General features: G+C 65.0%; 15 protein-coding genes and 1 pseudogene. 8 read left to right on the forward strand and 8 right to left on the reverse strand.

The window, feature by feature from the left end; all coding sequences use genetic code 11:
• Together arsB and GJ631_RS14260 are read right to left on the reverse strand one after the other, a co-directional pair.
• The gene (gene arsB, locus GJ631_RS14255; protein ID WP_156709796.1) at nucleotides 1–1161 is read right to left on the reverse strand and encodes an ACR3 family arsenite efflux transporter; all 1161 of its coding nucleotides are present in this window, start codon (nucleotides 1159–1161) and stop codon (nucleotides 1–3) included.
• Complete coding sequence (locus GJ631_RS14260) at nucleotides 1154–1549, reverse strand: metalloregulator ArsR/SmtB family transcription factor (protein WP_156709797.1); 396 nt, start codon at nucleotides 1547–1549, stop codon at nucleotides 1154–1156. The genes arsB and GJ631_RS14260 overlap by 8 nt, the downstream gene beginning before the upstream one ends.
• 295 nt (nucleotides 1550–1844) lie before the next feature.
• On the opposite strand from GJ631_RS14260, the gene GJ631_RS14265 reads away from it, so the two are divergent.
• The 8 genes from GJ631_RS14265 to GJ631_RS14300 all read left to right on the forward strand — a co-directional run bounded on the left by GJ631_RS14265 (nucleotide 1845) and on the right by GJ631_RS14300 (nucleotide 9392).
• Nucleotides 1845–2933, forward strand: coding sequence for a PstS family phosphate ABC transporter substrate-binding protein (locus tag GJ631_RS14265; RefSeq protein ID WP_156709798.1), 1089 nt, complete (start codon nucleotides 1845–1847; stop codon nucleotides 2931–2933).
• A gap of 31 nt (nucleotides 2934–2964) precedes the next feature.
• Nucleotides 2965–4074, forward strand: a complete 1110-nt coding sequence (gene pstC, locus GJ631_RS14270) for a phosphate ABC transporter permease subunit PstC (RefSeq protein WP_156709799.1) — start codon at nucleotides 2965–2967, stop codon at nucleotides 4072–4074.
• The gene (pstA, locus tag GJ631_RS14275) at nucleotides 4071–5624 is read left to right on the forward strand and encodes a phosphate ABC transporter permease PstA (protein ID WP_156709800.1); all 1554 of its coding nucleotides are present in this window, start codon (nucleotides 4071–4073) and stop codon (nucleotides 5622–5624) included. The genes pstC and pstA overlap by 4 nt, the downstream gene beginning before the upstream one ends.
• Nucleotides 5617–6528, forward strand: a complete 912-nt coding sequence (pstB, locus tag GJ631_RS14280) for a phosphate ABC transporter ATP-binding protein PstB (RefSeq protein WP_156709801.1) — start codon at nucleotides 5617–5619, stop codon at nucleotides 6526–6528. Before pstA ends, pstB begins: the two co-directional genes overlap by 8 nt.
• A gap of 2 nt (nucleotides 6529–6530) precedes the next feature.
• Nucleotides 6531–7196 (forward strand): phosphate signaling complex protein PhoU, encoded by a 666-nt coding sequence (phoU, locus tag GJ631_RS14285; RefSeq protein ID WP_156709802.1) that lies wholly within the window; start codon nucleotides 6531–6533, stop codon nucleotides 7194–7196.
• Nucleotides 7197–7661: 465 nt separating this feature from the next.
• The gene (locus tag GJ631_RS14290; protein WP_156709803.1) at nucleotides 7662–8201 is read left to right on the forward strand and encodes a PhoU domain-containing protein; all 540 of its coding nucleotides are present in this window, start codon (nucleotides 7662–7664) and stop codon (nucleotides 8199–8201) included.
• A gap of 127 nt (nucleotides 8202–8328) precedes the next feature.
• Nucleotides 8329–8901: a DoxX family protein gene (locus tag GJ631_RS14295; RefSeq protein ID WP_156709804.1), complete on the forward strand. Its 573-nt coding sequence runs from the start codon at nucleotides 8329–8331 to the stop codon at nucleotides 8899–8901.
• Nucleotides 8902–8996: 95 nt separating this feature from the next.
• Nucleotides 8997–9392, forward strand: a complete 396-nt coding sequence (locus GJ631_RS14300; RefSeq protein WP_156709805.1) for a hypothetical protein — start codon at nucleotides 8997–8999, stop codon at nucleotides 9390–9392.
• Here the strand turns inward: GJ631_RS14300 and GJ631_RS14305 are convergent.
• The 6 genes and pseudogenes from GJ631_RS14305 to GJ631_RS14330 all read right to left on the reverse strand — a co-directional run.
• On the reverse strand, nucleotides 9374–9646 hold the full coding sequence (locus tag GJ631_RS14305) for a hypothetical protein (protein WP_370518684.1): 273 nt from the start codon (nucleotides 9644–9646) through the stop codon (nucleotides 9374–9376). The genes GJ631_RS14300 and GJ631_RS14305 overlap by 19 nt on opposite strands.
• Complete coding sequence (locus GJ631_RS14310; RefSeq protein ID WP_156709806.1) at nucleotides 9643–10011, reverse strand: helix-turn-helix domain-containing protein; 369 nt, start codon at nucleotides 10009–10011, stop codon at nucleotides 9643–9645. The genes GJ631_RS14305 and GJ631_RS14310 overlap by 4 nt, the downstream gene beginning before the upstream one ends.
• Nucleotides 10012–10070: 59 nt before the next feature.
• Entirely contained in the window at nucleotides 10071–12230 is a 2160-nt protein-coding gene (locus GJ631_RS14315; protein WP_156709807.1) for an alkaline phosphatase PhoX, read from the reverse strand.
• An 85-nt stretch (nucleotides 12231–12315) separates the two neighbouring features.
• A pseudogene (locus GJ631_RS14320) lies at nucleotides 12316–12778 on the reverse strand (hypothetical protein).
• An 85-nt stretch (nucleotides 12779–12863) separates the two neighbouring features.
• Nucleotides 12864–13178, reverse strand: a complete 315-nt coding sequence (locus GJ631_RS14325; RefSeq protein ID WP_156709808.1) for an EthD family reductase — start codon at nucleotides 13176–13178, stop codon at nucleotides 12864–12866.
• 40 nt (nucleotides 13179–13218) lie between these two features.
• A partial coding sequence (locus GJ631_RS14330) for a beta-propeller domain-containing protein (RefSeq protein WP_156709809.1) occupies nucleotides 13219–14950 on the reverse strand: 1732 nt, incomplete at its 5' end.

Below are 14950 nucleotides of genomic sequence, written 5' to 3' on the forward strand. Positions count from 1 at the left end.
TTAATCGTCGTTCGTCGTGGGGTCGGTCGTCGAATCGTCGAGTCGGCCGGTGTCGAAGCCGCTCCAGTCGAACCGCCGCTGGAAGTACAGCGCGACGTTGACCAAGGCGAGCAAGACGGGCACCTCGATGAGCGGGCCGACGACGGTGGCGAAGGCCACGCCGGAACCGACGCCGAAGACGGCGACGGCGACGGCGATGGCCAACTCGAAGTTGTTCGATGCGGCGGTGAAGCCGATGGCGGTCGTCGTCGAGTAGTCGGCGCCGATGCCCCGGCCCATCCCGAAGCTCACGAGGAACATCACGACGAAGTAGATGGTCAGCGGGACGGCGAGCAACAGCACGTCGGTCGGCTGGTCGACGATGGCGCCGCCCTGCGTGGCGAACATCACGACGACGGTAAACAGCAGCGCGACCAGCGTGAGCGGGTCGATTTTCGGAACGAACGACTCGTCGTACCACTGCTCGCTCTTGACTCGGGTGCCGACCGTGCGGGTGAGAAAGCCCCCAGCGAAGGGGATGCCGAGGAAGATGGCGATGGCCCAAAACACTTGCTCGATGGTGATGTCGAAGGTGGTGATGCCGGCGACGAGCGTCTCCATGCCGAGCAGCGGCGGCAACACGAGCGCGAAGAACCAGACGTAGACGCCGTAGGTGAGTATCTGAAAGAGGCTGTTGAACGCGACGAGTCCGGTGACGTACTCGGTGGAGCCTTCGGCGAGTTCGTTCCAGACGAGCACCATCGCGATACAGCGGGCCATTCCGATGAACACCAACCCGAGGAAGTACTCGGGGCGGGCCGGCAGGCCGGGTACGAGGCCGCTGAAGAAGAAGACGGCCAACCCGAACATCAGCGTCGGGCCGATGAGCCAGTTCTGGACGAGACTGAGGCTCAACACCCGCCAGTTGGAGAACACCGTCGGGAGTTTCGAGTAGTCGGCCTTCGCGAGCGGGGGATACATCATCAGGACGAGGCCGATTTCGACGAGGTGGAACTCCTGGATGGGTTGGGTGACTCCGGGGGCGAGAAAGCCCAATCCGACGCCGAGGGCCATCGCGCCGAAAATCCAGACGGTGAGATATTTGTCGAGGAAGTCCATCGACCGGGGGTCACCACAGCTCTCACAGTCGCAGTTCGGGCCGTGTTCGTGGGCGTTACTCATCCACGCTGCCCTCGAGGACGGTGACGAGCGCGACGGCGCGGTTGGTCGCTCGGTACTTTTTCCAGCGGCCCTCCTTGCGCCCCTCGACGAGGCCCGAATCGACGAGCTCCGACAGCGCGTGGCTGAGACCGCTCTCGCTCACGTCGACGAGCGGCGCGAGTTCACAGACGCACAGTTCTTCGCCTGCAGCGACGAGGACGCGAACGAGCGTGTAGCGCGTCTCGTTTGCCAGCGCCGAGAGCACGTCGAGTTCCGTCTCGACACGAGCCTCGCCGAGTGCGCGTTCGAGGGTGTCGAGTTCCTCGAGGCGCCGTTCGACGTCCTCGCTGCGACACTCCCCGAGTTCGTCTTCGAGGTACCGCTGGAGTCGTTCGGTGGCTTGTGCCATCGACAAACAGTTGAACAGACTCTCAAGTAATTGTTTCGATTGGGTGCTCAAAACCCTGTCAGTAGGACTTCTATGCAAAACAGGCTTGAACAGTAGCTAAAATAGCTCTACACACCGAAGCTCGCTTCCCCCACCCCGTGCAATCGACGCCACGCTATGTGCGGTATATAGCACTCGATAGCACTCGGAGTCGTACGTTGTCCTCTGTGCGGGACGTGAGCCGTACCCCACGAACAGTATCCGGTGATAGGGCTATTATAAACCGGTTTAGTACCAGTTCCGTTCTCATCAGGTGATGACGCAGGACTCAGAGCGTCCGAGCGTGGCTGTATCGCGGCGGAAAATGATTCTCGCGACCGGCGCCGCAGGCGTGGCGTCGCTTGCTGGCTGTCTGGGCGGCGACGAGGGCAACGGCAACGGTTCGGCCGAGGCAGACGACTCTGGAACCGCCCCGCTGACCGCCGACGGCTCTTCGACGGTGTACCCGATAACGAGCCGCGGTGGGTCGCTGTGGAACGGCAACGCGCCGGCTTCCGACGAGGAGTACTGGGGTCCCAGCCAGTACGGCATCGAGACGGACAAGAACATGGCCGACTACTGGGCCGGCCTCTACGGCTTCGAACCCAGCGGCGAGGAGGGCACCCCGCCGTTCTTCGTCAGCGTCGGCCTGAACCACACGGGTGTCGGTCTCGAAAAGCTCGAAAAGGGACAGGTCGACATCGGTGACGCCAGCGCCCCGGTCAGCGCGGAGTTCCCCGACCGACCGGAGTCCGAACTCGAACCGTTCACGGACCACGTCGTCGCCATCGACGCTCAACCCATCATCGTCAGTTCCGAACTGTACGAGGCGGGCATCACGCAGTTGACCCTCTCGGACATCCAGGACATCTACCGCGGCGACGTCACGAACTGGTCGGAGTTCGGCGGCCCCGACAAGGAAATTCAGGCCGTCGGTCGTGCGGTCGGCTCCGGGACCGACACCTCGTTCCGCGCGAACGTCCTCGGTGACCCCGACGCCGAGATGCCCGGCGTCGACACCCGAAAGGGCCAAAACCAGCAGGTCAAGACGCTCGTCGACAACTCCGACAACGCGATTGCGTACATCGCCCTCGCATTCGTCGACGACGCGACGCCGGCCATCGACCTCGAAATCGAGGGCCAACTGTACGAGTACCCCGACGATTTCGGTACCCTCGATTACCCGCTGTCGCGGGCGCTGCACTGCTATACGTGGGACGGCACCTCCGACAAGGAGGCTGCCTTCCTCCGGATGCTTCTCAGCGAGTACGGCAATAAGATGTTCGTCGAGACCGCCGACTACCTCCCGCTGAACGACGACCGTCGGCAGGAAGAGATAGACAAACTGCCGGAGCCATCGAACTGAGCCGTTCGGAACGAACCTACCCTTTCACTCCATGCTCGGCTCGACCCTGTTCGGACGGCTTCCGCGACTCGAACGGGCGAGCGGACTCTCGACGAAGGCGGCGGCGATGCTCGTCGTGCTGTCGCTCAGTCTGTTCGCGACGTTCGCGTTGTTCCTGTTGAATAGCCCGCTCGCCGCGGTTCCGTTGGTGGCGTTCGTGGTGGCGGTCGCCTACGGCTGGGTCGCCCACCAGGACGTAACCGCACGAGTCGTCACGCTCATCGCCACCACCTCGACGATTGCGATTCTCGGCCTCATCACGGTGTTCATCTTCTATCGGGCGATTCCCGCCTTCCGGGTGATGGGCACCGGCCTGTTCGGCTTCACTGACCCCGTGACCGTCTTCGGCGTCTCGCTGCCGGCCGTCGAGACGTTCTGGAGCACCGGCTCGAACACCTACTCGCTGGTGCCGATGATTTGGGGGACGCTCGTGACCACCGCCATCGCGATGGTCATCGCGGGACCGCTGGGCATCGCGGGGGCGCTGTTCCTCGCGGAAATCGCGCCGCCGATGGTCCGCGACGCCGTGAAACCGGGCGTGGAGATTCTGGCCGGTATCCCCTCCATCGTCTACGGCTATCTCGGCTTCGTGACGCTGAACACGTTCCTCTTCGAGAACCTGCGGATGTCGAACCTCGGGAGCCTCTTTCTGGTCGGTCTCGTCATCGGGCTGATGGCGCTGCCGACGGTCGTCTCCGTCGCCGACGACGCGCTCACGAGCGTGCCCGCGAGCATGCGCGACGGCTCCGTCGCGATGGGCGCCACGGAGTGGCAGACCACCAAGAGCATCACGCTCCCGGCGGCGCTGTCGGGCGTTTCGGCGGCCGTCCTGCTCGGCATCGGTCGGGCCATCGGCGAGACGATGGCCGCGACGGTCATCATCGGTCACAGCCAACAGCTCCCGCAACCGCTGGCCGACGTCTTCGCCAGCACCGAGACGTTGACGAGTCTCATCGCCAGTCAGTACGGCAACGCCGACGGTACGCATCTGAGCGCGCTGTTCGCGGCGGGGGTCGTCCTCTTCGTCACCGTGTTGGTGTTGTCCGTCGGGGCGCGCCGCGTCGAACTTCGGATGGAGAAGAAACTCGGGGGTGACCCATGAGCGGCGAGTACGCCTCGACGCTCGTCACCGACGAGACGACGCTCGGCGAACGCGTCGCTTCGACGGTCATCGGAATCGGTCTCCTCGTGTTCATGCTGTCGGTGCTAGCGGTCGCCCGTGTGGTGACCGAGGAGGCGTCGGTCCTCGGCGTCGGTCTGTACGACTTCCTCGCGGGTGGGCTCTTGGCGATGGGCCTCGGCGTCTTCGTCGTCGGCGTCGGGTCGGCACTCGGGGCGTTCGATACGACGCCCGACGAGACGCCCGGCACGGTCACGGCGGGCGCCTTCGGCATCATCGCCGCCGCTGCCGTCTGGCTTGCGACCCTCCAACTGGGCGTCCTCGGTCCGCTCGGTGGCTTCCCCGTCGGCCTGCTCGCGGGCGCGGTCACGTTCGTCGGCCTCGGCCTGTTGTCCGAGGATATCGGGTCGACGCTGCCGGCGGTCGTCGTCGCCGTCGCCGTCTCGGGGACCGTCCTGACGAACCTGCTGACGCCGGCGTGGCTGTGGGACCCCGAGTGGCTCTCGGCGGCGTTCAGTGGGTCGATGACGATACCGACGCTGACGGCCGCCGCCGCGCTCCTGACGGCGTGGGCCGGCGCGAAATCCTACGGCGGCTACGGGAGCGAGGGCCGACAGGCCGGCGCCTATCTCCTGGTCGCGTTGAACGCCCTCGGGATGTTGGCCGTCCTGTTGGCGGTCATCCTCTTCATCGTCACGAAGGGCATCGGCCCCGCATTCGAGGGCTTCTCGCTGTACCCCTTCGATTGGCCGTTCGTACTGAACGGCTACTCGTTCCGGCCGGACGTGGTCAACGGGGTGTTCCCGGCCATCGTCGGGACGCTGTATCTCGTCGTCGGCGCGACGGTAACGGGCGTGCCCGTCGCCGTCGCCGCCGCCGTCTTCCTCACCGAGTACGCCGAACAGGGGCCGTTCGTCGGCGCGGTCGAAATCGCCACGAACGGGCTGTGGTCGACGCCCTCGGTCGTCTACGGCCTGTTCGGTTACGCGTTCCTCGTGCCGCGACTCGGCGGCACCACCTCGCTGCTGTCGGGCATCCTCGTGTTGGGCTTCATGCTGATGCCGCTGTGTCTCATCACCTCTCGGGAGGCCATCAAGTCCGTTCCCGACGAGTACCGCGACGCCAGCGCCGCCCTCGGCGTCTCCCAGTGGGAAACCATCAAGAGCGTCGTCGTCCCCGCGGCGATGCCTGGCATCGTCACCGGCGTCATCTTGGGTGTGGGTCGCATCGCCGGCGAGACGGCACCCATCCTCCTGGTGATGTCCGGTGGCTTGCGGGACGACGCGCCGAACGTTCTCGGGTCCTTCGAGTTCACGTCGGCACCGCCGTTCGTCGCCAACGACGCGCTACTGCAGAGCGCGCCGGCGCTGCCGTATCAACTGTACGCGACCATCACCTCGGGCGTCTCCGCGGAGAACGCCGTCGAGTATGGCTGGGGAACTGCCTTCGTGCTGTTGGTGGTCGTGTTGTCGTTCTACGCGGTCGGTATCGCCACGCGGATGTACTTCAGACGGAGACTCAACCATGAGTAACACGACACTAAACGAGACGGAACGGCCCGACGACCCCGACGAACGGACGACGACCGTCGGTGAGTCCGAGGAAACGATTCAGCCCTCGTGGCGCCAGTACCACTTCGATGGTGACTCGAAGATATCGGTCAGTGGCCTCGATGTCCACTACGGCGACGACCACGCGCTGAAGGACATCGGCATGGAGATTCCCGAGGAGAGCGTCACCGCGCTCATCGGACCGTCTGGATGCGGAAAGTCGACGTTCCTTCGGTGTCTCAACCGAATGAACGACCGGATTCGAGCCGCCGAAATCGACGGCGAGGTGTCCTACGACGGCGAGAACATCTATGGGGACGGCGTCAATCTCGTCGAACTCCGCAAGCGCGTGGGCATGGTGTTTCAGGCGCCGAACCCGTTCCCGAAGTCGATTCGCGAGAACGTCTCCTACGGCCCGCGCAAACACGGTGACATCCGAACCGGCTTCTTCGACCGCCTCACTGGCCGCGACGACCGCGAACAGCGGGACCGAATCGTCGAGGAGTCCCTCCGGAAGGCGGCGCTGTGGGACGAAGTCAAAGACCGCCTCGACGAGAACGCGCTCAGTCTCTCCGGCGGCCAACAGCAACGGCTCTGTATCGCACGCTGTCTGGCGGTCGACCCCGACGTTATCCTGATGGACGAACCGGCCTCGGCGCTGGACCCGATTGCGACGGCCAAAATCGAGGACCTCATCGAGCAGTTGGCCGAGGAGTACACCGTCGTCGTCGTCACGCACAACATGCAACAGGCGGCCCGCATCTCCGACCAGACGGCCGTCTTCCTCACTGGCGGGGAACTGGTGGAGTACGGCGACACCGACCAGATATTCGAGAACCCCAACAGCGACCGTGTCGAGGACTACATCACCGGCAAGTTCGGATAACCATGGCACGGACGGATTATCAGCGCCAACTGCGGGCGCTCCGGGCCGATGTGGTCGAGATGGGCGAGGTCGTCCTCGGTCGATACGACGGCGCACTGACGGCGTTAGAGACGAAAGACGAGGAACTCGCCCGGGAGGTCATCGAGGGCGACGACGAAATCAACGAGACGTATCTCGACCTCGAATCCGACTGCATCGGCCTCTTCGCGCTCCAACAGCCGGTCGCGAGCGACCTCCGGTTCGTCGCCGCCTCGTTCAAGATACTCACCGACCTCGAACGCATCGGTGACCTGGCGACCAATCTCGCAGGCTATGCGCTCGACGCCGAACGCCAACGGTACCCGGAGGTCGATATCCGACACATCGGCGAGCGGGTGCGGACGATGGTAGCCGACGCCATCGACGCCTACGACCGAAGCGACGCCGGGATTGCACGTGAGGTCGCGCTGCGCGACGACGACATCGACCAGCTCTGTGAGACGGCCAGCGAGACTGTCGTCGCGGACCTGTTGCGGACGAACTACGGCGACGAGTCGGCGGCGATACTCGAAGACGCTTCGCGGTTGCTGTTGACGATTCGGGACCTCGAACGCGTCGCCGACCACGCGGTCAACGTCTGTGCACGCATCGTCTACATGGTCGAACACGACGACGAGTTGATTTATTGATATGAAACGAACTGCCACCGACGGCGGGCCGGCCGAACGGAAGGTCCAACTCGCCGGCGGGTCGACGTTCACTGTCTCGATTCCGAAAGGCTGGGCCCAGGAACGCGATATCACGCCGGGAACCGGGCTGTTCATCTACCCCTTCGAGGACCGACTCGTGGTCGCGCCGACCGAACACGCCGGGGGTGACCGGCGGGCGGTCGTCGACGCCGACGCAGTCGACACCCGGACGCTCGTCCGGCGGATTCAGGCGGCCTACGCCGCCGGCGCCGACACCATCGAAATCGAAGCAGCAACGGGGTTCTCGTCCGAACAACGGCGGCCCGCGACCAGAACCGTCACCGAGTTGGTCGGCATGGAGGTCGCAGAGGAGACGACCCGGTCGCTCGTCGTTCGGAGCCTGCTCGACCCGGCGGAGATATCGCTACAGCAGACGATTAGCCAACTCCGACAGTTGCGCTGCCGATGCATCGCGACGCCGTCGAGGCCGTCACGGCGGGCGACGCCGAGTTCGCCCGCCGGGTCGCGATGCGCGACGACGACGTCGACCGCCTGTTCGCGCTCGTCAGCCGACAGTTCTACCGCGTCCTCGTCGACGTTCGCGAAATCGACCAACTGGAGACCGACCGACTGACCGCGTTCACGCAGTTCCGAATCGCCAGACAGCTAGAGCGGGTCGCCGACCACGCCGAGGGTATCGCGGACATCGCCGACCGTCAGCCGGCTCCACCGGACGGGAAAACCGCCGACGGAATCGAATCCCTCGCGGCCGATGCTCGCGCCGTCGTCACGACCGCTCTCGACGGCCAGCCAGTTGCGGCCCTCGACCGTCGCACCGCGGTCGTCGACGCACTCGACGAGTTCGACCGAACCCTCTACGACGACGGTGACGACGGGGCGTATCTTCACGGTCGCCTCGTCGAGCGCATCCGCCGGACCGCCCACAACGGCGGCAACATCGCGGAGGCCGTTTCGCTGGTCGACACTGTCGACGGCGGGTCGTGACCCTCTGCGAGACGAAATTACGAAATTGGGGTAATCGAGCCCCTCAAACGGCTTTTTCTCTGATTTCGGGAATCAGCGACGTGTTATATACTGCTTTCTAGCGTCTGCTTAAACGAGGAGAATACTAATGGCGACTAACACCACTCAAACCGGACCGAACGTCTTCCAGAGCACCATCGGTAGCTTCACCGTTACCGGGAAAGCCCACAGCCTCAGCGCGTGGTTCGTCCTCGCGCTTCGGCTCATGATGGGTTACGCGTTCCTCTACTCGGGGATTACCAAGGTTCTCGCCGCCGAACCGTTCAGCGCGGGCGGCTACCTGACCCACAGCGCGGCGGCCAACGGTAACCCACTCGCCGGCGTCTTCGCGTGGATGGGTTCGACGCCGTGGTTCGTCGAGTTCGCGAACGTGGCCGTCCCGTGGGGTGAGGTCCTCATCGGCCTCGGCCTCATCGTCGGTGCCGCCGTCCGCCTCGCGGCGTTCTTCGGCGCGCTCATGATGCTCATGTTCTACTTCGGGAACTGGAGCATCGAACACGGCGTCATCAACGGCGACTTCGCGTACATGCTCGTGTTCCTGGCCGTCGCGGCCTTCGGCGCAGGGCGCATCCTCGGACTGGACGCCTACATCGAGCAGTACAAAATCGACGGGCAGGCGCTCATCGAGAAGTACCCGAAGCTCGACTACGTCCTCGGATGAACTGCGTGGCCCCGGTTCAGCGGCCACCTAACTAACCGTCTTCAGAACGGATTTTTCGCACTGTCGACCTCCGACTTCAAGTCGACACCACACCCATGAACCTCAAAACACTCGCAGTCACACTCGCGGCAGCTGTCGCCGCCTTCGTCATCGTCGGCGTCGCAGTCACCGAACTCGCCGGACCGAGCATCGAGTTCTCGCTGTTCGTCGGCATCCCCGCCGGCCTCGTCGCCGGTGCAGTCGCCGGCGCCGTCGTCGCCCTCGGTCTCGGCTCCGAGGAGGCGGGCAACCGCCGCATTGCCGCCGGCTTCGGCGCCTTCGGTGTCGCGTTCCTCGTGGCGTTCCTCGTCGGGGCGTTCCTGCTCAGCGTCGGCGTTGTCCTCTCGATACTCGTCGGCGTCATCGTCGGGGCGGTCGCCGCTCCCATCGGTTACCTTCGTGGCCCGAAGCGCCGCCGACCGCGACCGCCTGATTACTCGTACAACGAGTAGGTGATGACGCCGAAGCCGATGGCGACGAGCGCGCTCTCGATGAGCAACACCGCGTTGACCGGCAGCCCGAACGCCTGGTGGGCGGCGCCGGCCAGAAGCGACCCGAGCGTGACGAAGCCGAAGCCGACTGCGAGAAAGCCGATGGGCCGAGAGCCGGTCCGGCGGTAGGCGTTCGTCGCGAAGTAGGTAATGAGACCGCCCAACACGAGCGTCACCGCCTTCAGCGCGACGACGAAGGTGACGTAGTCGGTCACGTTTCGCTTCGCACCTCCGACCACATTTCGAGAAGCCGCCCCTCGGGTTCGGGCGGCCGGACGATGTCGATTCCGAGCGGCGGTCCGTCGACCAATTCGAGAACGACGCGGTCGAAATCGAGGGCGTACTTGGTTCGGTGGTGGCCGCCGGCCCGAATCTCCGTCCGCTCTTCGACCAGCGAGGCGCCTTCGAGTTTGCTGACCTTCCGATACGTCGTCGACAGCGGCACGTCCGCCGCCTCCGAGAGGGACTTCACGCTCCGCGGTTCGTTCAAGGCGTACAGCAAATCGAGACACTGGTCGTCGTCCAGCGCCCCGATTACGTCCTCGGGGTCCGGTTTCGAGGCGGCGCGTTCGAACACCATGCGGCCCCATTTGCCGCTATCCTAGTTACGTCTTGTGCCGAACGCCTCCGGGTGAGCGCTCAGTCGTCGTTCTCGGCGGCCATCCGATTGAACGCCGCCTTCTCGTTGTCGGACAGCTCCGAGTTCCGCGAGCGGTCGCTGAGGTGTCCGTACTCGCCGTCGTTTCCGTTGCCCCGTCCGTTCCCTCGGCCGCGACCGTTGTTCGGTCCGTCTTCGGGTTCGTAGACGTACAGGCAGTCGTTGCTGTAGGAGCGACCGAACTGGTCGGCGTCCTCACAGCAGAGCACGCGGCCGTCGTCCATCACGTAGACGTTGTCGACGTTGATGAGCGCGTCGTCGGCCACGTCTGCGGGGTCGGAGCCGTCCGGTCCCGTGATGACCGGCTCCAGCGTCGAGACGTTGTAGTCAGACTCCAACTCCGCTCGGTGGACGACGCCGCCGTCGACCCGTTCCATGCCGATGTCGCCGGTGTCGTTCGAGAGGTCGTCGTTGAACTCCGAGATGCCGAAGTAGACGTAGTCGCCAGGTGTGGCCTTCTCGATGCTGTCGACGCCCTCGGCTTTGTTGAACTCGATGGAGGCCCCGATTTCCTTTGCAGCGGCCCGCGTTTCGAGGAACGGGACGCGACGGAGTTCGTCGTCGACGCCGTCGGGACCGTTGGCCTCGTACTGGTCGGCCCATTCCAGAATCTCCGCGTCGGTGATGTAGTCCTGATTGCCGTTTGCGACGACTTCGCGGTCGGCTTCCTCCACGACGGCGGCGGTCACGTCGTCGCCCTCGCTCCAGTCGGCGTGGGTTTCGAGGTAGTCGACCTGCGTCACGTCGTCGTAGTCGGCTATCCACGACTCGACCTCGCTGTTGGTCGCCGACCCGAGTTCCAGCCACTCGATTTCGAGATTCGTCTCCGCGGGGGAGTTCTTGGCGGCGGCCTCGCCGTTGGTCACCTTCGGCGCGTACAGTGTCCCCGCGATGTCCATCGGGTCGTCGTAACTGTGGATGGGTCGGTCGGCGACGAACTTGTAGATGCCCTTGCTGTCGCCGTCTGAACAGCCGTAGACGGTCTTTTTGTCGTGTTGGATGTCGGGCGCCTCCCACGCGGCCCGGCCCATCACGTAGTACTTCACCGGCTGTGGCGTCTCCGCGGTCGGTTCCCGGACGTCGACGTGGTAGCCGTAGCGGTAGGGGTTGGGGTAGACGTCACCGATGGGGTCGACGGTGTTCTCGCCGTCGCCTTGGTCGACGGGGTCGGCGCCGAGGTAGTACGCGAGGAACTCCACGCCGGTCATCGCCCAGTAGCCTTGAACGTACCACGAGTCGTCGCCGTAGTAGGAGTCGATTGCCTCCTGAATTCCGTTGGGGTTCGGCCGGTTCCAGAACTCGTGGGCGCCGCGGATGCCCTTGCCGGTGCCGGCGTCGACGACGTCGCTCACCGTTGCGGTCAGCGAGACGCGCGGGTGGGCGTAGTTCTCCTCGGAGGAGACCATCGTTCCCCACGGGCTCAAATCGCCGTAGCAGTTGATTCGCGTTCCGCCGATGTCGCGGAAGGCGTCCGTGTTGGCGACGTTCATCGCGTTGTCGAGGTCGGCACTCCACTCGCCGTCCGCCTTGCTGAGCGGGATGCGCGAGACGTTGCCGGGGCTGTTCTCCCAGTTGGTGAAGAGATACCCCTCGCCGTCGCCGGTGGGGACGAACTGGTTGCAGTCGGGATTGAACGCGGCATCGCCGTACTGGGTGCCTTCGAAGTCCTCTTGGGTGATATCCTTCCCATCGGGCGTCTGGGCGACGCCGAGTCGTTCCGTCCCGCCGTTGATGGGGTCGGCCTCGCGGGCGAGCATCTCGAAGTCGCCGTCGGCCCCTCGGACGCGTCCCTGTTCGTCGTTGGTTTGCGGCGTCGAGAGCTCCTCGAAGTCGTCGTTGGAGCCGTCGAACTCGAAGGAGAATCCCTTGAAGTAGCCGATGCCGCTCTTGTCGAACGGCGCGGGGTTGTCGCGGCTGGGGTGTTGGAGGCTGTACAGGAGCGACCCGTCGTCGAAGACGTAGGGGCCGGTCACTTCCGCGCCGAGTGCCGTCGTCGAGAAGCGCTTGAGGTCGCCCTTGACGCTCGGTGCGCCGGGGGTGTCGGAGTCGTCGGTCTGTGCCACGGCGACGCCGGAGACGCTCGCCCCGAGGGCGGCGGCCACCGATGTCGACATCAACTTCCGTCGAGTAAACTCGACCATACGTGAGGAGGGCGGCGGGATTCGTACAAAACGGCTTATAATAGGGGTACGTCGCCGTTGGGTCGCCACCGAGGCGTCTGGACGATTACGTACGACTCTGTTCGGCTTCGGACAGGTGGCTCTCCTCGTCGGATAGGTCGGCGACCCCGTCGCGTATCTCCTCGGCGCGGGTCCGGACCGCGGCGACGTAGCGTTCGACCTTGGCGGGTTTCTTGCCGTAGAAGGAAGCAACCCAGTTCACGTCCGCGTAGGGTTGTGTGAGGAAGTACGCCGCGAGCGTATCGCGGCCGGCCTGAATCACCTCCGGGGGGGATGCCTCGCTCGCCCGTGCCGGCCTCCTGAAAGCCGTTGGTGTCGAAGTACACGTCGGCGTACAGTTCGGCGAGGTCGGGGTCGGCGAAGGTGACGCCTCGATGTTCGGGCGCCTCGAAGCGATAGCGTGTCCCCTCGTCGCTCGGTGTCTCACATTCGACGATTCGGACATCGAGGACGTACTCCCGGTAGGTCGATTCGCCGCTGTCACCGTCGGTGGTGTCGGTCGTCGCCATGCCCGAGGGTTCGCCGAGCGGCGATAGTAGATTTATAATTCCGGTACGTAGCGGTATCGAGACGACCGGAGCGCTCGAAAACGCTCTATTCGACGTGAACCGTCTCCTCGACGACGGTCTGAAAGCCTGCCTCGGTGTCGGCGAAGTTCGCGAGGTCGGCGCCCGTTCGCTCGACGGCCTCGGAGGCGAGGGCCGTCTCCAGCGCCGCCTCGTCTGCGAAGTACAGTTGGGCGAAGCCGTCGTAACGGCTCTCCTCGGGGGCTCGCGGTAACGAGGTAGTGTATCGCTCCAGTCTCGGTATCGCCTCGGCCAGCGGGACGTGTTCGGTCAGCCAATGTTCCCGGAAGGCCTCGTGGTCGAGTCCCTGCTTCCGTACGAGTCCGACGACGACTTTGAGCATCCCCCTCACCGAGACGACGGGAGCAAATAAACCGCCGCTCTCACTCGGTGAGCGATACCGTCGTCGTCTCCTCCCACGAGCGCTCGTCGACGACGGTCAGCGACGACTCGCCGAAGACGTAGAGGTAATCGCCGACGTAGGCCGCCCGCCGTGCGCTGCCGTCGGTGTCGACGGTCGTCTCGACATCCAAGCCGTCGGTGTAGTTGAACACGTAGCCGGTGTCCCCAGCGGGCAGGAAGAACACGCCGTGGCGACGGTCCAGGAGGAAGGCGTGGTGGCTCTCGCCGACCGCCGACCACCGCTCCTCGAGGATGCGGTCGGTCTCGACGGTGGGGTTCGAGGGCTCGGACACGTCGAAGACGACGAGTTTCACCTTGCCGTCTTCCTCACCGACACCGAGGATGCGGTCCTCCGAAAGCGGATGGAGATACGACGAGAAGCCGGGGAGTTTCAACTCGCCTTCGACGGTCGGGTTCTCGGCGTCGGAGAGGTCGACGACGTGGAAGGGGTCGATTCGCCGGAACGTGACGACGTAGGCCTCGTCGTCGGTGTAGCGGACCGAGTAGATGCGCTCGGTGATGCCCATCCCCTTGACGGACCCCTCGACGTCGAGGTTCTCGTCGAGGACGTAGAGGTCGTTCTCGCTGTCGGTTCCGAAGGCGCCGTCGACTGTCGTCGCGATGCGGAACTCGCCGTCGCGTTCGTCGAGCGAGAACTGATTCAGCGGCCGGCCGGGAACCGACCCGGTCGCCCCTGCTTCGACGCTCGGGGCGTCGGTGTCGGCGCCCTCGACGTCGAAGGCGACGATACCGGTCCGCTGGAATCGGCGTTTGTTGTCGGCGGCCCACGCTTGGAGGTCCTCTTGGAGGGCCCGATCGGCTTCGCGACGCTCGGAGTCGTTCAACCCGGCCAGCCACGAGTCGATGGCCCGCTGTATCTCGAATCGCTTCGACCGCTGGCTCAACTCGTAGTCCCGAATCTCCTCGATTCGCTCGACGGTGTCGTCGTCGAGGCGGTCGGACTGATTGGTCACGAGGAACTCCGCGACCATATCCGCCCGATTGAGCGGCTTCGGGTAGGTGACGTACACCGAGTTCGCGGAGACGTAGACGACGCTGTCGCCGCCCGACCCGACGAAGGAGGCGCTGTCGTCGGCCTCGCCGTCGGTCGGGTCCAACGTCGTCACCGTGTAGGTGGCGTCGGCCGGCGCCGGTTCGCTGGGGTGGTGAATCGAGGCACACGGCACCACCACGTCGTCCATCGGCCGAATCGGACAGGGACTCCGGCGGTCGACACCGTCGACGGTGACGAGATAGACGGTGCCGGCGTGGAGTCGCGCGGTGACGACGCGGTCCGAGAGGGATTTCGACCACGTCCGCTCGGGGTTCTCGCGGTCAGCCACGTCGTAGCCGAGGAGTCGGTCGTCCTCGAAGACGACGAGGCTATCGTTGGCCAAGAGCAGTCGCCCGGAGATATTCAGACGACTCGCCACTTCCGGGGCGGCGGGGTCGGAGGCGTTGACGAGGTGGACGCCGCTTCGGTCCTCCGTCGGCGGTTCGACTGGCTCGCTTTCGGCGGTCCGGTCTTCGGGAGTGGGTTCCGGCATCGGCGCGGGGCGGACGTGGCGCTGTCGCGTCGCGTAGTACAGTGTGTCGCTCGTCGTCTTCAGCCGGTCGGGTTCGTCGATGCCCTCGATTTGGACGTTCGTATCGGAGGCACGGCGCTGTGCGCCGCCGGTACCGCCCCCTGCTCCGCCGTCACCGCCGGCTTCC

Source organism: Natronomonas sp. CBA1123 (assembly GCF_009741925.1).
Taxonomy (GTDB): domain Archaea; phylum Halobacteriota; class Halobacteria; order Halobacteriales; family Haloarculaceae; genus Natronomonas.